At 60.8% G+C, this 15,846-nt stretch carries 21 protein-coding genes, 1 tRNA gene and 1 pseudogene; 11 read left to right on the top strand and 12 right to left on the bottom strand.

Going from position 1 to position 15,846, the window contains the following annotated elements; genetic code table 11:
- Window positions 1-65: 65 nt before the first annotated feature.
- The 4 genes from AC1MHZ_RS13045 to AC1MHZ_RS13060 are packed head-to-tail and all read left to right on the top strand — an operon-like array spanning window position 66 to window position 1,488.
- The gene (locus tag AC1MHZ_RS13045) at window positions 66-509 is read left to right on the top strand and encodes a structural protein P5 (RefSeq protein WP_482966466.1); all 444 of its coding nucleotides are present in this window, start codon (window positions 66-68) and stop codon (window positions 507-509) included.
- Entirely contained in the window at window positions 506-1,012 is a 507-nt protein-coding gene (locus AC1MHZ_RS13050; RefSeq protein ID WP_482966467.1) for a DUF2514 domain-containing protein, read from the top strand. Before AC1MHZ_RS13045 ends, AC1MHZ_RS13050 begins: the two co-directional genes overlap by 4 nt.
- 4 nt (window positions 1,013-1,016) lie before the next feature.
- Entirely contained in the window at window positions 1,017-1,274 is a 258-nt protein-coding gene (locus AC1MHZ_RS13055) for a hypothetical protein (protein WP_482966516.1), read from the top strand.
- Window positions 1,249-1,488, top strand: a complete 240-nt coding sequence (locus AC1MHZ_RS13060; RefSeq protein ID WP_482966509.1) for a hypothetical protein — start codon at window positions 1,249-1,251, stop codon at window positions 1,486-1,488. Before AC1MHZ_RS13055 ends, AC1MHZ_RS13060 begins: the two co-directional genes overlap by 26 nt.
- Here AC1MHZ_RS13060 and AC1MHZ_RS13065 read toward each other — a convergent pair.
- Window positions 1,485-2,147, bottom strand: coding sequence for an SOS response-associated peptidase (locus AC1MHZ_RS13065; RefSeq protein ID WP_482966510.1), 663 nt, complete (start codon window positions 2,145-2,147; stop codon window positions 1,485-1,487). The two genes, AC1MHZ_RS13060 and AC1MHZ_RS13065, sit on opposite strands and share 4 nt — an antisense overlap.
- A 110-nt stretch (window positions 2,148-2,257) precedes the next feature.
- Here AC1MHZ_RS13065 and AC1MHZ_RS13070 point away from each other — a divergent pair, with 110 nt between their 5' ends.
- Complete coding sequence (locus AC1MHZ_RS13070) at window positions 2,258-2,566, top strand: hypothetical protein (protein ID WP_482966468.1); 309 nt, start codon at window positions 2,258-2,260, stop codon at window positions 2,564-2,566.
- Window positions 2,559-2,756 (top strand): annotated as a pseudogene (locus tag AC1MHZ_RS13075) (hypothetical protein); the annotation flags it as partial. The gene AC1MHZ_RS13070 and the pseudogene AC1MHZ_RS13075, both read left to right, overlap by 8 nt.
- A 253-nt stretch (window positions 2,757-3,009) precedes the next feature.
- Here AC1MHZ_RS13075 and AC1MHZ_RS13080 read toward each other — a convergent pair.
- Both AC1MHZ_RS13080 and AC1MHZ_RS13085 read right to left on the bottom strand, forming a co-directional pair.
- A complete protein-coding gene (locus AC1MHZ_RS13080) occupies window positions 3,010-3,465 on the bottom strand; it encodes a topoisomerase DNA-binding C4 zinc finger domain-containing protein (RefSeq protein ID WP_482966469.1) in 456 nt (151 codons plus the stop codon).
- A 394-nt stretch (window positions 3,466-3,859) separates the two neighbouring features.
- Complete coding sequence (locus AC1MHZ_RS13085) at window positions 3,860-4,528, bottom strand: isochorismatase family protein (RefSeq protein WP_084855658.1); 669 nt, start codon at window positions 4,526-4,528, stop codon at window positions 3,860-3,862.
- Window positions 4,529-4,729: 201 nt separating this feature from the next.
- Between AC1MHZ_RS13085 and AC1MHZ_RS13090 the strand changes: the two genes are divergently transcribed.
- Window positions 4,730-4,897 carry a hypothetical protein gene (locus AC1MHZ_RS13090; RefSeq protein ID WP_172402980.1) on the top strand — a complete coding sequence of 56 codons (168 nt, stop codon included), beginning with the start codon at window positions 4,730-4,732 and terminating at the stop codon, window positions 4,895-4,897.
- A gap of 33 nt (window positions 4,898-4,930) precedes the next feature.
- Here AC1MHZ_RS13090 and AC1MHZ_RS13095 read toward each other — a convergent pair whose 3' ends face one another.
- From AC1MHZ_RS13095 to AC1MHZ_RS13105, 3 genes are read right to left on the bottom strand one after another with little or no spacing between them, the layout of a single operon-like run.
- On the bottom strand, window positions 4,931-6,337 hold the full coding sequence (locus AC1MHZ_RS13095; RefSeq protein ID WP_482966470.1) for an ATP-binding protein: 1,407 nt from the start codon (window positions 6,335-6,337) through the stop codon (window positions 4,931-4,933).
- Window positions 6,334-8,145: a DAHL domain-containing protein gene (locus AC1MHZ_RS13100; protein ID WP_482966471.1), complete on the bottom strand. Its 1,812-nt coding sequence runs from the start codon at window positions 8,143-8,145 to the stop codon at window positions 6,334-6,336. Before AC1MHZ_RS13100 ends, AC1MHZ_RS13095 begins: the two co-directional genes overlap by 4 nt.
- Window positions 8,142-9,071, bottom strand: a complete 930-nt coding sequence (locus AC1MHZ_RS13105) for a cytochrome-c peroxidase (RefSeq protein WP_253249321.1) — start codon at window positions 9,069-9,071, stop codon at window positions 8,142-8,144. Before AC1MHZ_RS13105 ends, AC1MHZ_RS13100 begins: the two co-directional genes overlap by 4 nt.
- A gap of 237 nt (window positions 9,072-9,308) precedes the next feature.
- On the opposite strand from AC1MHZ_RS13105, the gene nosR reads away from it, so the two are divergent.
- Entirely contained in the window at window positions 9,309-10,673 is a 1,365-nt protein-coding gene (gene nosR, locus AC1MHZ_RS13110) for a response regulator c-di-GMP phosphodiesterase, NosR family (protein ID WP_368829122.1), read from the top strand.
- Between the two features lie 89 nt (window positions 10,674-10,762).
- Here nosR and AC1MHZ_RS13115 read toward each other — a convergent pair whose 3' ends face one another.
- The 3 genes from AC1MHZ_RS13115 to AC1MHZ_RS13125 form a co-directional block, all read right to left on the bottom strand.
- The gene (locus AC1MHZ_RS13115) at window positions 10,763-11,059 is read right to left on the bottom strand and encodes a hypothetical protein (protein WP_084855653.1); all 297 of its coding nucleotides are present in this window, start codon (window positions 11,057-11,059) and stop codon (window positions 10,763-10,765) included.
- Between the two features lie 124 nt (window positions 11,060-11,183).
- Window positions 11,184-11,774 (bottom strand): hypothetical protein, encoded by a 591-nt coding sequence (locus AC1MHZ_RS13120; protein WP_143515180.1) that lies wholly within the window; start codon window positions 11,772-11,774, stop codon window positions 11,184-11,186.
- A gap of 316 nt (window positions 11,775-12,090) precedes the next feature.
- Window positions 12,091-12,762, bottom strand: a complete 672-nt coding sequence (locus AC1MHZ_RS13125) for a polysaccharide lyase family 7 protein (RefSeq protein ID WP_480463205.1) — start codon at window positions 12,760-12,762, stop codon at window positions 12,091-12,093.
- Window positions 12,763-13,015: 253 nt separating this feature from the next.
- Here AC1MHZ_RS13125 and AC1MHZ_RS13130 point away from each other — a divergent pair, with 253 nt between their 5' ends.
- Window positions 13,016-13,204 (top strand): hypothetical protein, encoded by a 189-nt coding sequence (locus AC1MHZ_RS13130; protein ID WP_324815433.1) that lies wholly within the window; start codon window positions 13,016-13,018, stop codon window positions 13,202-13,204.
- Between the two features lie 28 nt (window positions 13,205-13,232).
- Here the strand turns inward: AC1MHZ_RS13130 and AC1MHZ_RS13135 are convergent, their stop codons facing one another.
- From AC1MHZ_RS13135 to AC1MHZ_RS13145, 3 genes are all read right to left on the bottom strand, one after another.
- Window positions 13,233-13,646: a DoxX family protein gene (locus AC1MHZ_RS13135; protein ID WP_084855649.1), complete on the bottom strand. Its 414-nt coding sequence runs from the start codon at window positions 13,644-13,646 to the stop codon at window positions 13,233-13,235.
- Between the two features lie 160 nt (window positions 13,647-13,806).
- Window positions 13,807-13,891 (bottom strand) — tRNA-Leu (locus AC1MHZ_RS13140).
- A gap of 107 nt (window positions 13,892-13,998) precedes the next feature.
- Window positions 13,999-14,211, bottom strand: a complete 213-nt coding sequence (locus AC1MHZ_RS13145) for a hypothetical protein (protein WP_143515179.1) — start codon at window positions 14,209-14,211, stop codon at window positions 13,999-14,001.
- Window positions 14,212-14,321: 110 nt separating this feature from the next.
- Between AC1MHZ_RS13145 and AC1MHZ_RS13150 the strand changes: the two genes are divergently transcribed.
- Together AC1MHZ_RS13150 and AC1MHZ_RS13155 are read left to right on the top strand one after the other, a co-directional pair.
- The gene (locus AC1MHZ_RS13150) at window positions 14,322-14,597 is read left to right on the top strand and encodes a hypothetical protein (protein WP_465002231.1); all 276 of its coding nucleotides are present in this window, start codon (window positions 14,322-14,324) and stop codon (window positions 14,595-14,597) included.
- An 82-nt stretch (window positions 14,598-14,679) separates the two neighbouring features.
- Window positions 14,680-15,840, top strand: a complete 1,161-nt coding sequence (locus tag AC1MHZ_RS13155) for a two-component system sensor histidine kinase NtrB (protein ID WP_084855646.1) — start codon at window positions 14,680-14,682, stop codon at window positions 15,838-15,840.
- Window positions 15,841-15,846 lie beyond the last annotated feature (6 nt).

Raw genomic sequence — 15,846 nt, forward strand, 5'->3', positions numbered from 1 at the left:
TGAACGACAGCCAGCCAACGAACACAACCGCCTGATGGCGGTATTTTTTTGCCCGGAGAAAACCCATGACCGCACGCGGCGTACGCAACAACAACCCTGGCAACATCGATTTCAACCCCCGGAACGACTGGGTGGGCCAGCTGGGCCTGGAGGTGCGCGCCGCTAAGCCGCGCTTCGCCCGCTTCGATACCCCAGAGAACGGCATCCGCGCCCTGGGCAAGCTGCTCATCAACTACCGGGGCAAAGACGGCATGCCCGGTGTGGGCGGGAAGGGCATCGACACGGTGTTGGAGACCATCAACCGCTGGGCGCCGGCGAACGAGAACGACACCCAGGCCTACGCCTCGGCCGTGGCCAAGCGCCTGGGTGTGCGCACCACCGACCCGATCAACATCAAGGACCCGGCCACGCTGCGGGTGTTCGTCGAGAGCATCATCATCCATGAGAACGGCGGCAACCCGTACAAGCCCGAGGTGATCGACGATGGCGTGCGGAGGGCGCTGGCGTGAGTGGGTGGGGACTGCGAGCGCTCGCGCTCTTGCTGTTGGTGGCGTCCTACTGGGGCGCCTATCAGCACGGCCGATCCGTTGAGCGCGCAGAGGCCGCCATTGCATCGGCCCAGCGCGACAGCGGCGACCGGCTAGCCGAGGTGCTGGGCGAGCGCAGCGCGAGACAGGAAGAACAGCGACGCGCCCAGGCGCAGGAGGAGGCGAGAGCCCATGCAAGAGAAGAACACAAGGTGGCTGATGCTGGCGCTGCTGGCGCCGATGATGCTGGCCAGCGGCTGCAGCACGACGCAGCCAATTTCGCCGCCGCCGTCCGTTGCCCCGCCACGAATACCGCCGCTATCGCCCGAGGCCAGGCAGCCACCCGCGCCGCCATGGTGCTCTCCGACCTGCTCACACGGGCTGATGCTCGAGCGGGAGAGCTGGCGAAAGCATATGACCGAGCGCGAATAGCTGGTCAGCAGTGCGAGGCGGAGTATGATGTCTTAAGAAAGTCATCGAGGTAGGGCCGTGAAGCGCATGACGCTAGGTCTGGATGAAGGTAGGTATCAACTGATTGCGCAGGCAAGCGATGCAATCAGGAGGTACTACCAAGCCAAAGAGCTTGGAGTTCCGTCTGCCGAGATCGAAAAACTAAAGCAGCTTGTGGACACGCTTTGCCAATCAATTGCTGACTGGAGTCCCATAATCTCGAATGTTGACGGACCTCTATTAGATAGCCAGCAGTACATGGCGGAGTATGATGCCCCGATCAAGAAATCGGAGTAGGACGGTGAAAAAGACCATCCAGGGTTTGGCTGAGGCTGGCGATCAGCTGATTCAGCAGGCCATCGATGCAACCAGGAAGTACCACGAAGCCAAGGACACGGGCGCGCCGGCTGCTAAGGTGGAGCGCTTGAAGCTGCTGGCAGATTCGCTGTACCAAGCTGTCACCGAATTTCAGCTGAAGTCCCGGGGCGAGACTGGTGACACGCATCACTAAATCGGCTTGATCAGATCCGGGCCTTGGTTCCGGACTTTGCCCACGGCCATGCCCACTCGGAACCACTCGAATTCTTCAGCCGGCTCCCCAAGGTTAAGCGCCATTTGCTCGGCCTGCTCCTTCTGCATGCCTGGGGCCATCCATTCCCTGGCCAACTCTGGCGACAGCACGACCGGCCGGCGGTCGTGCACATCGACCAGCCCGCCCAGGGCGTCAGCGGTGATGATGACGAACCCGTCATGCTCGCCGCTGGTGAACTGCCCAATCGAGGCGCATAGGGCAGGGCGCCCGTCTCGGCGCCTGATGTAGTACGGCTGCTTCTTCGGCCCGCCTTCGTCGACCCACTCGTACCAGCCGTCCACGGGCGTAACTGCTCGGCTCGGCCAGATGGCGCGGAAGAATGGACCGTGCGCCACTTTCTCGACCCGCGCATTGATTGGCGGCGCTCGATCGGTCGCCCAGTGCGGCCTCCATCCCCATTTCGCCATGTCCGCGCGCGGGCCTGCGTCATCTACCCGAAGCACGGCGACCTGCGTTGTCGGCGCGACGTTGTAGCGCTCCAGGGCTTGGTCGCCCACGTTGTTTCTCCAGGCCTCCGGCAGGCTCAGGGTTTCAACGAAGTCGTGTATGCCTCGGTACTGGCTGAGCCTTCCGCACATCACTTCCCCTCCCGATGAAATGACAAGCATAGCTCCACCCGTCGGCACGGCTTTTCTCGGCCCGTTCTCTGGTGAAATACTGTTTGCATGTACAGTATTTTGGTGGCCCTATGTATTTCCTCCTGATACGCCGCCGGGAGCGCGGCGTTGCAATCCCGAGCGACCAACTGAAGAAGGTCAAGCCGATAAAGGCCGACATCCACATTGAGTACGGTCACAGCAAGGTGCTTGGCCGGCATTCTGTCGAGGCCTGGGTGTTCAATCCAACCCCAAGCGGTGATGTTATCCCGCGTCTCCACGACGCATGCGTCAACGGCATGGCCCAGCTCGGGATGAACATCACCGGCATCGAGGAAGTTGATGGAGTGCTCTATGCGCAATCCTGGTGGTGCCGTGCAGTGGGAAATTACGATGACTGACTTGCCGCGCGCCTGGCTCGACGAGCTGCACGATCAGTTCGCCCTGGTCTCAGACCCGGACGGGCGCGCCGCAGTCTTATCGGAAATGGCCAAGGCCGCACATCGGCGGCGGGAAGTAGGCGAGGGCGAGCTGGTCGACATGCTGGAGCTCGCCGAAGCGGCCCGGTTGTGGGCGCTGGTCGAGCATGAAAACGAAGGGGAAGAGTGACGCCTTTCAGGGCTGGAGGCGGGTCGGCAGAACGCCGAAAGGAGGGGATTGCCCTGTCTAATACTGCCTGATTGCTTCCCGCCTTTACTGGCCGAAAGTCGCGGAAACCCGGCGAAAAGTATTAGACGCGTCAAGCGCGAAGGCCGCTTGCTGCGCGGCCTGTGGGCTTATCTAAACGCTACTGCTGCATTACCGGAATCTTCGATCTTAGCCGATTCAGTTTCGGCCCATGTCGTCACTTGTTTCGAATTCCTTTACAGCGCGGATAGGTTGAGCAGCCCATGAAACTGCGTCCCGCATACCGTCCGGTTTTTGCAGTTCGCGATCGCATTGAGCTTCCGCAGCGGGGGCAAAGTCCTAATTCGTCCCATTTCTCACGGGGAGGTCTAATAGGAACACTTGGCGGTACCGCGCGAGGTGCAGTTCCTGAGAACCCAGTAGCATTCGGGATAGTTGACTTGCGATCGGCGGTGTCAGCCTTACGGCCAAATAGCTTGCCAAATGCCCACACTCCGCCCCAAACAATACCTATGAGCAGCAAGACGGCGAACCCGCCTGCGCCACCTCCTCGCCCACCTCGCCCTCCGCCTCTACCACCCCCTCTGCCACCACCTCTGGCGACCGCTCGGTCGCTAATTAGACCAACCGCCAAGAGCAAGAGCGCGCGCCGCGGCAACTCATTTCGATCCATCGTAAGGTACCAAACTGATATTGGCTAAGCGCCATCATCTTCGATCCGTGCCGATCCCGCAATCTTCAAAGTAGTGAGGTGTCGCTGCAGGGCGACGGTTGGCTAGCGCATCAAATCACCAGGAAAATCGGTTCCAAAACTAAAACGGCGACCCTTGTACAATGCGGGTTATAGACAAGCGAATCCCGTTTCGTTTTGGAACTGATTTTCTAGTTCGGGCCGCATGAGGCGGCGATTCTTGTATAGGATTGCAAATCCGTCTACGCCGGTTCGATTCCGACCTCGGCCTCCACTATTCAAAACCCCGTAGATCTAGGTCTACGGGGTTTTTATTTGCATCGAAGAAAGCCTCTAATAGCTGTTGTTCGACAAGCCCCAGGGGGCTCAGTCTCGTTCACTTGTATTTATCGAGCTTGGTCTCCGGCCCATTCTTGGCAATCTCCTGCGCCTTGCCATAGCTTTCGATCAAGCACTTGTACTCAGGGCACACATGCTCCGCCAGGATTTCTGCGAAGCGCGACCCTTCGGCTCTGTTCCATGTGCGCATCAATTCCGCGACGATCGCAAAGGTATCGGTAGGAATCGCTCCCGCTTGGGTGACGCGGGCAATGGTCGTATCGGTCGCGAGCTTGCTCCAGTTGCCGGAGGCATCGACCACGCAATACGCCTTGTAGCCAGCCTGCACTGCGCTGATGGCGGGAAACGCCATGCACACGCTGGTGAGCGTGCCGGCGATGATGAGGGTCTTGCGCCCCGTCTTCTCGATTGCTTCTACGAAAGGTGGGTTGTCCCAGGCGTTGATCTGGCCGGTGCGCGGTACATAGACCGCATGCGGCGCGTATTGGTGGACTTCCGGAATTAATGGCCCGTTGGGCCCATCCGGCACGGAAGCCGTGGTGATGACCGGAATGTTCAGCAAGGTGGCCGTCTTGGCAATGGCGATCACGTAGTTGCGCAGGTCGGGAATGGGGACATCGCGAACCGTGTTGAACAGCCCGCTCTGATGGTCGATAAGCAGGATGACAGAGTCATCCGGGTCTAGCATTCCGTTGGTGGAAGCCATGCTGACACCTCGCAAGCCTAGGGTTGTGTTTCACCGCTCTCGGGAGGTGAGAGCACCAGAAAAAGTAGACGCGCCCTACTTGTTGCGCAAGCAAGGGCAGCCGGATCGACAGTGTGCGAGGGCGCTTGAAAAAAGGCCGCTCGGCAGGGCTGAAAGTGGAAAGGCTATGCTGAGAAGAGGCCCCACCTCAGGAGATCTCCCATGGCCAAGTGCAAGAAATGCAACGAGGACCTGCAGTTCGAGCCAGACGACCGCAAGGACGGCCAGCAGGTGCAATGCCCTCACTGCAAGTCGCGTTACACGACGCGTTGGGTCGCGTCTTTTCCTGGCGCGCCGTTGAGCTATGAGCTGGTCCCATCGCAAGACTGACCAGGCTGTCGCAACCTGCCAGGGTCAAGCCGGTCATACCGCAGGCCGGCTCTGGCGCAGCGGCAATTGCACGCGAAACGTCGTGCCGGCGCCCACGGTGCTGTTCACCGAAATATCCCCGCCGTGCTTCTTCACGATGCCGTAGGACAGCGACAAACCGAGCCCTGTCCCCTGGCCGACCGGCTTGGTGGTGAAAAACGGGTCGAAGATCTTCGGCAGCACTTGCGGCTCGATGCCCGCCCCGGTATCGGCCACTTCGATCCATACCGAATCGCCCTGGTGGCCCGTGCGCAAAGTGATGGTGCCGCGTTCCGGGCCCATGGCCTGGGCGGCGTTGACCACCAGGTTCATGACTACCTGGTTGATCTGTGACGGCAGGCATTCGATGTCGGGAAGGGGCTGGTATTCTTTGACCAGGTCCGCCTTGTACTTGATTTCGCTGGCCACGATGTTCAGCGTTGACTCGATGCCTTGTTGCAGGTTGGCCCACTGCCATTGTTGCTGACTATCGACCCGGGAGAAGTCCTTGAGGTCCTTGACGATCTGGCTGACGCGGTCGATGCCTTCCTTCGATTCCCTGATCAGCAGCGGAACGTCTTCAAGCAGGAAATGCAGTTCGATCTGTTCGCGCAGCTGGCGCAAGTGCTGTGCGGTGTCGCTGTTACCCAGGGCCGTCTCCGCCGCGCGGTACGCGTCGAGCATGCTCGATAGCTGCTGGAAATAGCTGTCCAGCGTGCCGAGGTTCGATGAAATGAAGCCGATCGGGTTGTTGATTTCGTGGGCCACGCCTGCTGCAAGCTGGCCGAGGGAGGCGAGTTTCTCCGATTGCACCAGTTGGCTTTCCAGCTGCTTGCGTTCGTCGATCTCGCTTTGCAGGGCTTCGCTGGCTTGCCTGAACTGAATAGTGCGCTGTTCGACCAATTGCTCCAGGCGGTGCATCTGCAGGCTGGCACGTTCGGTCATTTCCCATTTGGTCAGCAGCGTATTGGCCATCTGCTGTACTTCGATGTTATCGAACGGCTTCTTGAGGATCAGCAGGCGGTCGTGTGCTTGCAGCCGGTCGAGCAGATCATCCCAGGAATAATCGGAATAGGCGGTGCAGACCACCACCTGCAGCTTGGGGTCGGCCTGCCATAGGTGTTCGATGGTCTTGGCGCCGTCCCAGCCATCGGGCATGCGCATGTCGACGAACGCCAGGGCATAGGGGCGCTGTTGCTGGGCGGCGAGCGTGAGTTTGCCTAGGCCCTCTTCGCCGCCATAGGCCGAGTCCAGTTCGAAGGAAGGCTGCTCGGATTTCGCCTGCACGCCGAACAACGTCGCCTCCATGGCATCCAGCTCGGTGGACCGGGTGTTGGCTGGGCAGAGGATTTTGCGAAAGTCGTCGTGGATCGACGGCATGTCGTCGATCAGCAGGATGCGCCGGTTCGAGAGTTCACTCATGCGTTCTCCGGGACGGTGATCAAGGGTAGTTGCAGGGTAAACAACGCGCCTTGGCCGGGGCCGTCGCTGTGGGCCGTCAGGTGGCCGTTCATTTCGATCGCCGCCAGGGCGCAGCTGTGCAGGCCGAAGCCGTGGCCTTCCTTGCGGGTGGTGAAGCCGTGGGCAAAAATCCGCGCCATGTTTTCCGGGGCGATGCCTTCCCCCTCGTCCTTGACGCTGATTTCCAGGAAGGCGTCGTCGACGATTCTGACGCCCAGGGTCATGGTTCGCGTGGCGTTGCCCATGCCTGACATGGCGTACTTGGCATTGCTGATCAGGTTGATCAGGATCAGCAGCAGGCGGTGCTTGTCACCCATGATCTGGGGTACATCGCTGTAGGTCTTGATCACCGTGACCTGGTGGCGGGTGAGGGCGCCGGCGTTCATGCGCAGGGCGTCGTCGATCAGCTCCTGGATGTACAGTGGTTCGGCCATGCTCTTGGTCCCGGCATAGGATTGCTGGGTGGCGACCACTTCCTTGATATGGTCGATGCTCTTGGTCATCCGTCCCAACTCCTCCATCATCTCCTGGTGCTCCTGGGCGATGGCATCGACCAACTGGTTGAGGTAGCCCGGCAACAACTTGCCTTTTTCGTCCTCGGTCAGGAAGCGGCCGAGATCGTCCGGGTGCGCATTGACCAGCTGCATGGCCTTGCCCAGGCCCTGGCTCTTGCTGTTGCGCAGCCAGCGGGTGATCAGGTCGCAGGAAGTATTCACGCTGTTGAGCACGTTGCCGACGTTGTGCAGAACATTGGTGGCGATCTCGGCCATGCCGGACTGGCGGGCTGAAGCCAGCAACTCGCTCTGGGCGTTCTTCAGTTCGCGGGTACGTTCATCGACCCGTTGCTCGAGCACATCGTTGGCGGTCTGCAGCGCGGTATTGGCCTGGTTGATCTCGCTGAAACTGCGGATCAGGCGAATGGCCAGGACCACCAGGGAGCACATCAGCAGCACGGAAAACAACAGCATGTAGAAGTGGTATTGCTTGTTGGTTTTCTCACGCAGTTGCTGGTCCTGTTCGAGCATCGTGGTGATGGCGTCCAGGCGCTCGGCCACCGGAACGGCCTCGATCGCTTCGAGCAATTGGTTGACGACTGGTTGCTCACGCCAGATCAAGGCGACGTGGTTGCTCAGAATGTCGACCGGCGTTCGAAAGTCATCCGGCATGTCCTGCACGTTCACCGCAAGCTTGTTCAGGCCTACTTCGATTTCAGCGGCTTTTTCGGGGGAGGTGACTTGGGCGAACTCCAGGGCACTCAGTAGCAGGTCATAGGTATCGGTGGCGAAATTGTGGACTTCCTGCCGATCAGGGTCGGGCACGTTGCTGAGCTGGGCCTGGATGTGATCCTCGGCTGCCGGCAGGAAGGCCAGTGAGTTGCGTAGCAATGCGTTATGGGACTTGAAGCGCTCCACCAGGCGGGTCTTTTCTTGCAAGGCCTTGAGAAAACCCTCGTGGGCATCGCTCCATTGCTGGGCATCGTTGCGCCCATGGTCGGATTCCAGCGCATCGAAGCGGGCCCACAGGCGCGTTATCTCGTGGATAGGAGACACCAATGGGTCATAGTTGTGGGAAATCGCTACCCGCGCCTTAAGGATTTCGTTTTCCCATTGCGAGTCCTGCTGCTTGATCTGGCGTATCAAGTCACGAGAGCTGGTGTAGGTGAACGTCTGCTCGGAACTGGACTTCAGGTAGAGAAACATCAGTGTCGAGGCCAGCAGCAGCACGACGATGCTCAGCACCAACAGGCTGAACCGAGGGGAATACTTCATGGCTGGCCATTCCATTGCCCGGTGAGCGTCTTCAGGAACAGGACGATCAGGGTGCGGTCCTCTTCGCTGGGTATACGCCCCAGCTGGTACTGGAACATCACGTCCACGGCGCGCTCCAGGGTGGGCGCCGAACCGTCGTGGAAGTAGGGCGCGGTCAAGGCGACATTACGCAGGCTGGGAACCTTGAACACGGCACGATCGGCGTCATCGCCGGTGACATTGAAGCGCCCCAGGTCAGCCTGCGTCGGGTTGCCTCGGTCGGCGATATAGTCACCGAACACACCGAATTTCTGGAACATGTTACCGCCGATATTCACGCCCTGATGGCACGCGATGCAGCCGTAGTCCTTGAAACGTTGGTAGCCGTACTTTTCTTCCAGCGTGAGTATGGCGGTGTCGCCCTGCAGGTAGCGGTCGAAGCGTGAACCGGGGGTGAGCAGCGTGCGCTGGAAGTCGGCCAGGGCGCCCAGGATGTTGGCCTTGGTCACTGCGTCGGGGTAGGCGGCGCTGAAACGCTCCCGGTAACCCGGGTCGTCGGCGATACGCTGCAGCACGCTTTGCCAGTCGCTGCCCATTTCGTGAGGGCTGGTGATCACGGCGCTGCCCTGATCCTCGAGGGTGTCGGCCCGGCCGTCCCAGAATTGGCGAAAATTCAAGGCAGCATTGAAGACCGTCGGCGTGTTGACCAGCAGGGGGCGACCATCGAAGCCGCTGGACCGAGGGCGATCATCCGCGCCGCCATGGTCGAGACGATGGCAGCTGGCGCAGGACAAGGTGTTGTTGATCGACAGCCTGGCGTCATGGAACAGCTGGTGCCCGAGCTCGACGCGCCTGGGGTCGGCTGGCGGTGGGTCGGGCAAGGGCTTGAGGGGTTGATCCAGCGGGGCGGCGATGCTCCCCGCGGCCACGGCGCAGAGCAACAGCATGACAGTGCAAAGAGCAGGTGGGCGTGAATGGATCATCGGGAGCATCCGTTATCCCTGGTGATGTGCGCGTGCGCCGGGCTTTGGTTCGAAGCTTAGTCGCCTGGCAGGCACTTTGCCTGCTACGTATAAGCGGCTGATACTTCACGGTGTGTGAAAAAGTCATCTAGCCTGTCAGTCAACCGCGAGCCCCTTGGCTGGGGTCGAGTCGTCACCGTTCAGTTTGCTTGAGGCCATGCCATGGAAGAGCAACCCGCCGCGCAGGCGATCCATCGACCCAAGGTGCTGCTGGTCGACGATGAGGCGCCGATCCTCAACAGTTTGCGCCGGCTGTTGCGCGGTCAGTTCTATGATGTGCTGCTGGCCGAAAGTGGTGCCCAGGCGCTGGAGATCATGGCCGAGCAGCCGGTGGACCTGGTGGTGAGCGATGCCCGCATGCCCAAAATGGATGGCGCCACGCTGTTGGCTCACGTGCGCCATCAGTACCCCACGGCCATGCGGATCATGCTCACCGGCTATGCCGACCCGACGGCGATCATCAAGGCCATCAACGAAGGGCAGATCCATCGTTACATCAGCAAGCCGTGGAACGACGATGAGCTGCTACTGGTCTTGCGCCAGGCGCTGGAGCATCAGCACTCCGAGCGCGAACGCCAGCGCCTGGAGCGCTTGATCCGCAAGCAGAACACCCAGCTCAAGGTGCTCAATACGAGCCTTGAAAAGCGGGTTGCGGCGCGCACCGCCGAATTGCAGCAGACCGCCGACATGCTCGACCTCGCCTATGAAGCGCTCAAGCACAGCTATGTCACCAGCACCGAAGTGTTTTCATTGCTCGCCAACCTGCGCCTGCCGCCGGCCAAGCAGACCAATCGACAGATCATCGAGCTCGTGCGCAGTTATTGCGCGGCTCACGGCGTCAACGATACCGACTGCCGCGACCTGGCCATGGCCGCCGCCCTGTACAACATCGGCAAGCTGAGCTGGCCGGACAGCATGATGGTCACGCCGTCGGAGCTGGTGCGCCATACCGAGCGCGACCGTTATCGTGACTATCCGAAGCAGAGCGAGTCGTTGTTGATGGCCCTGGAGCCGATGAGGGATGCGGCCCATTTGATCTTGCATCACCAGGAGCACTGGGACGGCAGCGGGTTCCCCGGCCGGCTCAAAGGCGATGCCATCCCGTTCGGCGCACGGCTGCTCAAGCTGGCGGTCGATTTCGTCGAGTTGCAGCGCGGCCTGGTGCTCGAACGGCAACTGAACAGTGACGAAGCCCTGCTGCACCTGCGCAAGTATGCCGGGCGTGTGTATGACCCGGGTCTGGTAGAGGATTTCATCGCGGTATGCGCGGCGATGCTGAGCGATGTGACGCTCGCCGATCCGCAGGTCAAGATGCTGCCCACGGGGGAGCTGGAAGCAGGGATGGTGCTGGCGCGCAACCTCAATGCAGAGAACGGCATGCTGCTGCTCAATGCCGGGAAGGTGCTGAGCGGGCCGCTGATCGACAAGCTGATCGCATTCGAGGAGATGGAGGGTGGAAAGTACAGTGTTTTCGTGAGGCTCCCGCCGCAGGAGGGCGAGAGCACGCCAGCGAGCGATAGCCCATGACCTGGGGCGCAGTGCGCCCCGTCGCGGTCATGTCAAGGAGGCAGGGTCAGTAGCCTGAGCCTCTCATCCAGCTCACGTAAACGGCTCGTTCATCGCTGGCAGTTGAATGCCAATGCCTTGATCTCGCCCTCTTCATCGACCGATTTCACGCCCATGCTGTCGGCGCCAAGTTCGCCCGCCCTGTTGAATGCCAGGTTGATGGCATCGTCGGCGGAGTTGCCCTGCAGGGTGAAGGTGTCGACCAGGTCGCAGGCGTTGACCGACGAGGCGGTCACCAGGTTTACCTGTTGGCCCTTTTCGGTCAGTTGGGTGGTGCAGCCGGGTAGCAGCGCGATCGCCAGCAGGGCTGCGGCAAGATGTATCGAAGGGGCCTGGTGAAGGGGCATCGTCGGGCATCCGTGGCGTGTGGAACAGGAGCCTCATCATCACCGATTCGGGAGCGAGTGTCTCGTATTGCTGCATGGGCCCTATCGCCGGCAAGCCCGCTCCCAGCAGTGGTTCCTGTTCGGCTCAGAGCTTGGATACGTCCGGCTGTACAGCTTCGACGGGCGTCTCTTCGGTGGTGGCCATCTGCGTGGGCAGGTTGGACACGGTCACCGCGTACTTGCCTAGGTCCTGCTCCTGGCGCTGGAAGTTGATCGCCACCTTTTCGCCTTTCCAGGACATGACTTCGGTCAGGTAGGACGCGCCAGAGCTCATCTTGATCCAACGGCTGTTTTGCTCGGCCGGTTCGCCGAACTGCTCGGTGAGCATGTCGGTGACCAGGTAGAGGCTGTTGGCATTGCCGCTGAAGACCAGCTCGCTCACCTGTCCGCCCGCCAGGGTCGCCACCAGGCTGTAGCCAGGGGAAATGGGCAGGTAGGGCAGGCCGCGGATTTCGAAACGATCCGGGTCGGAGGTGGCGACGCGGCAGGGTTCGGTTGGCCTGGTCTCATCGGTAGGGCATTCGGCAACCTGCTTGAGGAAGTCGCCTTGCAGGTCGATGCCCAGGAACGAACTCGGTTCCTGGCTCCAGACGCGGTTGGCCTGGCCTGGGCCTGCCCAGGCAGGGAGGGCGACGAGCAGGCTCGCCGAAACAGCCAAAAGGGAGAGAGGCCTCATGGAGTCCGTCCTTGGAAGGAAAAGTGGATATAGGGCTGCAGAATACTCACCCGCGCAGCGCATTCAATGCTGTCAATAGGCTATGCCAGACGTAATAGCATTCTGCCGGTTGAGTAAGACGTTTCGGATAAGTTCAATTTTAAGCGGAAAATTGTGACAGATTTCACACTTTTTTGGCGGAGGGCGGCTCGCCAAGTGGCAGAAAAGAAAAACCCGCCGATGGGGGAGGCGGGTTAAAGAACGTACGAAGCAGTTTCAGTGTGCCTATACGTTTGTCAGAAAAACGTGAAGAGCATGTTCACAACCTGTTGGGGGCCTATAGGTGGATCAGGTCCAACTGGCTGATCACGCAAACCGAGCCATCCTCGGGCGAGGTGGTGTCGCTGTAGTCCACCTGGTTGTAGACCCCGCCATGGAAATTGAAAATGCGCGCTCGCCATGACTCGGCCAGTTGCAAGGCAATACGCCCCGTGCGGCCATTGCAGCTCGCGCCCAGAACCACGGCGCCGGAGGCAGCTACCTCGATGCTGATCTCGAACGTTGCATTGAGCGGGACCTCCGCCAGCAGGGTGCTGGTGGGGGCCGTAGCTTGGTTGAACTCCGCACGAAAGCCGTAGGTGAGCTTGCCTTTGTTCCAGAATACCTTGATGGGGGGGCTGTCATCGTCCTTTACGTGCAGTTGGGAGATCACCACCTTTTGTATCGAGTTGACCTTCTCCAGTTTGAACAACTGGTAGTTGCGATGGTTGGCGGCGCTGTCCAGGGCCCAGTAGACGGCTTCTTTCCATTCGCAGCGGGTGCGATGGGTGCTTTTGCTGGAAGCCCCCTTGGTCGGTGCGCTCATGCGTACTGAACCGTCGGGCAGGCGTGCAACGTAGTCGGGCAGGGTGGCCAGGGCTACGGCGCCGGTGACTTCCAGTGCGGTGGGGTCGGTGGCGGATTTGGCAACGGGGGTGGTGATGATCAGGTTATCGATGTTCACGGCCATGCGGGTTCTCCTTGCAAAAAGATAGGTCCACACTTGTGCGAATCGGGGCCACGGCCATGGTTCCGAAGAATGCGCCAGGGTCGGATGAAAAGGCGCCTATAAAAAAGCCCGCCAGGGCGGCGGGCAAGGACGTTTTTGAAGGGAGAGCTTCGACACTAACAAGGCGGCAGTTAAGCGAACGTTAAGTGGCGCGGGATTGACCGACGCCTGCGTTCAGCCTATACAGGCGTGCCTTCATTTCGCGAGCCCTGCCATGCACGACGAAGACGACCTGCACGAGCCCGAGCACGATCATCTGCTCGACCATGAGTTTTTCGATGACGACTCAGACCCGGAGGCCGATGCCCATGGGGCGCTGGACGAGGCCGAGGAAGACGAAGAGCTGCTGGATGATTTCGATGACGACGAACACCCGGCCTGGCACGACGACGTGGACGATTGAGCCCATCGTCGCCGTGCCGGCGCGCGCATCAGCGGCGGTCGAGGGAGAACCGCCCGGCACCGCTCACGGCCAGCAACAACAGGCCGCCGGTAATGCTCATGTTCTTGAGGAACTGGGTCATGTTGGCGCTACGTTCAGGGTCGACCATGCTCCAGAACGGGTGGCCGATCAAGGCGGTGCCCACCACGAACAGCGCGAGCAGGAATGCCAGTGGGCGGGTGTAGAAGCCGAGCAGCAGCAGGATACCCACCGCGAATTCCATGATCACCGCGACGGCGGCTGCCAGCATCGGGGCAGGGGCGCCGAGTGAGGTCATGTAGCCCACCGTGCCTTCGAAGCCGGTGAGTTTGCTCCAGCCGGAGAGGATGAAGAGGATCACCAGCAGGATACGGGCAAGCAGGATGATGATGTCGCGTTGGCCTTCGAACAGGGAGTAGCGCATGGTGGCGTTCCAGTGGAAAGGGACAATTTCACTGTAGCAGCCGCTTCGCTGTTCGCTGTGAGATGGCCCTGCAAGATTTTGCACGCCTGCATGCAGCCGCGTTCCGGCCGATACAGCGGCGATAAAAAAGGCGCCACCAGGGCGCCTTTTCAGAATGAGATGGTGCGAGTGGCGGGACTCGAACCCGCAAGGCTCACGCCGACAGATTTTAAGTCTGCTGTGTATACCAATTCCACCACACTCGCACGCTTGAAAGGGTCTCGCGACCGGCGCGCTTCCAAGGTGGAAGGGCCTGGCAATCAAGCGCGCTTTATAACCCATCGTTATAGACGAGTCAACCATACCCCTTATTTCAGGGGGTAATCGATTTGGCGATCTCGCGTAGGTTCCAGGCCGAGGTGAGTAGGCCTCGGGTATGGCCGTCCATCACCTTGGCATCGTTGCCATGCATCGTGTGGTGCAGATAGCGGACATGGCCGGCAAGCCCGCGACAAACCTCTTCGAGCTGCGTAGCCGTACGCTGCAGGTCCTCCTGCAAGCATTGCATTCGATGGTTGGCGGGCATGGTCTTCCTTGGCTGGCCGGCGGCGGGTGGACTATAGGGCAATTGACACACTGCTGTCATTACGCCACTGTTCCAGTCATAGGATCCAATGAGCCTTCGACATGACCTCCGTGACGCCCTCTCCCGCGAACACCCGCGTCGTGCGGCCAAAACTGTTCTGGCGATTAGTGTTCGCCCAGGTCTACTTGCTGGCCATTTTTCTCTACCTGAGCCTGGCGGCGCTGGGTGGGTACCTGCTGATGCTGGGCTTCGATGGTCTGCACCCACAGCCACAGCGCACCTTGGCGTTGGCGGGCGGCGCAGGGATCGTGCTGGTCTGCCTGTGGTTGCTCAAGGTTGCGATGCCGCGGCGTCTTGGCCCCAAGGTGACCGAGCGGGAAATCTGACGAATCTGCAGCGGGTGCTATGAGAGACCGGGACTTTTGGCTACGCTCAGTGGGTGGCCCTGGTAGTGCCCGTGGAGCTTGCATGGTTTTACCCGACAGTCCCTCCCGCCCGGAAATGCCACCTAACCGCTACGAGCAGCTGGTTCAGTCGGTCGTGGACTATGCCATCTACATGCTCGACCCGTCGGGCGTGGTGGTGTCCTGGAACACAGGTGCCGAGCGGATCAAGGGCTACCGTGCCGACGAGGTCATCGGCCAGCATTTCTCGATGTTCTTCACACCCCAGGACCGTGCCGATGGCCGCCCGCAGCAACTGCTGCGCCAGGCCCTGGAGCAAGGCGTGGCCCAAGACGAAGGCTGGCGGGTACGCAAGGACGGCAGTCAGTTCTGGGCGCTGGCGGCCCTGGATGTGATTCGCGACGAGAATGGGCAGATCGTCGGCCTGGCCAAGGTAACCCGCGATATCACCGACCGCCGCGAGTCGTCCCTGCAGCTCGATGCCATCCGCGCCCAGCTGTTCCAGGCCCAGAAACTCGAAGCCCTCGGCCAGCTCACCGGTGGCCTGGCCCACGACTTCAACAACCTGCTCACCATCATCCTTGGTGCTGCCCGGTTGGCCCAGGGCAGCCAGGATCTGCAACGGGTCCGGCGGCTGCTCGAGCATATCGTCAGCGCCGGTGAGCGGGGCACCCAGCTCACCCGGCAACTGCTGACCTTCGCCCGCCACCGGCAATTGAGTGCCACACGCGTCGCCCCGGCTGAACTGATCGCCTCCACCCGAGGTCTTCTGCAGCATGGGCTGCCGCCGGGCATCGAATTGCAAGAGTGCCTGCAGCCCGACCTGCCGCTGATCGAGGTGGATGTCGCGCAGTTGCAGATGGTGTTGCTCAACCTGCTGTTCAATGCCCGGGATGCGACCGGCAACGAAGGGCGCATCGTGCTGGAGGTGAGCTGCGTCGAACTGGCCGGCGAGGTGGAAGGCCTGCACGGTCGTTTCGTTCGCTTCGACGTGCGAGACACCGGCGAAGGCATCGACCCGAAGGTATTGCCACGGATCTTCGAGCCGTTTTTCACCACCAAGCCCTTTGGCAAGGGCACCGGCCTTGGCTTGAGCCAGGCCTATGGATTCGCCAGGCAGAGCAACGGCGCCATCTGCGTGGCCAGCCAAGTGGGCGAGGGGACCTGCATGACCCTCTACCTGCCCGCCTGCCCAGGCGCCATCGACCTCGACCACAACGGGTAACGACCC

It is taken from the genome of Pseudomonas sp. FA-1, from assembly GCF_056856075.1.

Bases quoted from the DNA above. Each gene is read 5' to 3' on its own strand.
- AC1MHZ_RS13115 (WP_084855653.1), bottom strand. From the start codon at position 11,059: ATGCCCCTTCACCAGGCCCCTTCGATACATCTTGCCGCAGCCCTGCTG.
- AC1MHZ_RS13105 (WP_253249321.1), bottom strand. From the start codon at position 9,071: ATGCTGTTGCTCTGCGCCGTGGCCGCGGGGAGCATCGCCGCCCCGCTG.
- AC1MHZ_RS13090 (WP_172402980.1), top strand. From the start codon at position 4,730: ATGGCCAAGTGCAAGAAATGCAACGAGGACCTGCAGTTCGAGCCAGAC.
- AC1MHZ_RS13045 (WP_482966466.1), top strand. From the start codon at position 66: ATGACCGCACGCGGCGTACGCAACAACAACCCTGGCAACATCGATTTC.
- AC1MHZ_RS13135 (WP_084855649.1), bottom strand. From the start codon at position 13,646: ATGCGCTACTCCCTGTTCGAAGGCCAACGCGACATCATCATCCTGCTT.
- AC1MHZ_RS13130 (WP_324815433.1), top strand. From the start codon at position 13,016: ATGCACGACGAAGACGACCTGCACGAGCCCGAGCACGATCATCTGCTC.
- AC1MHZ_RS13060 (WP_482966509.1), top strand. From the start codon at position 1,249: ATGCCCCGATCAAGAAATCGGAGTAGGACGGTGAAAAAGACCATCCAG.
- AC1MHZ_RS13125 (WP_480463205.1), bottom strand. From the start codon at position 12,762: ATGGCCGTGAACATCGATAACCTGATCATCACCACCCCCGTTGCCAAA.
- AC1MHZ_RS13095 (WP_482966470.1), bottom strand. From the start codon at position 6,337: ATGAGTGAACTCTCGAACCGGCGCATCCTGCTGATCGACGACATGCCG.
- AC1MHZ_RS13065 (WP_482966510.1), bottom strand. From the start codon at position 2,147: ATGTGCGGAAGGCTCAGCCAGTACCGAGGCATACACGACTTCGTTGAA.
- AC1MHZ_RS13120 (WP_143515180.1), bottom strand. From the start codon at position 11,774: ATGAGGCCTCTCTCCCTTTTGGCTGTTTCGGCGAGCCTGCTCGTCGCC.
- nosR (WP_368829122.1), top strand. From the start codon at position 9,309: ATGGAAGAGCAACCCGCCGCGCAGGCGATCCATCGACCCAAGGTGCTG.
- AC1MHZ_RS13145 (WP_143515179.1), bottom strand. From the start codon at position 14,211: ATGCCCGCCAACCATCGAATGCAATGCTTGCAGGAGGACCTGCAGCGT.
- AC1MHZ_RS13080 (WP_482966469.1), bottom strand. From the start codon at position 3,465: ATGGATCGAAATGAGTTGCCGCGGCGCGCGCTCTTGCTCTTGGCGGTT.
- AC1MHZ_RS13155 (WP_084855646.1), top strand. From the start codon at position 14,680: ATGGTTTTACCCGACAGTCCCTCCCGCCCGGAAATGCCACCTAACCGC.
- AC1MHZ_RS13100 (WP_482966471.1), bottom strand. From the start codon at position 8,145: ATGAAGTATTCCCCTCGGTTCAGCCTGTTGGTGCTGAGCATCGTCGTG.
- AC1MHZ_RS13085 (WP_084855658.1), bottom strand. From the start codon at position 4,528: ATGGCTTCCACCAACGGAATGCTAGACCCGGATGACTCTGTCATCCTG.
- AC1MHZ_RS13070 (WP_482966468.1), top strand. From the start codon at position 2,258: ATGTATTTCCTCCTGATACGCCGCCGGGAGCGCGGCGTTGCAATCCCG.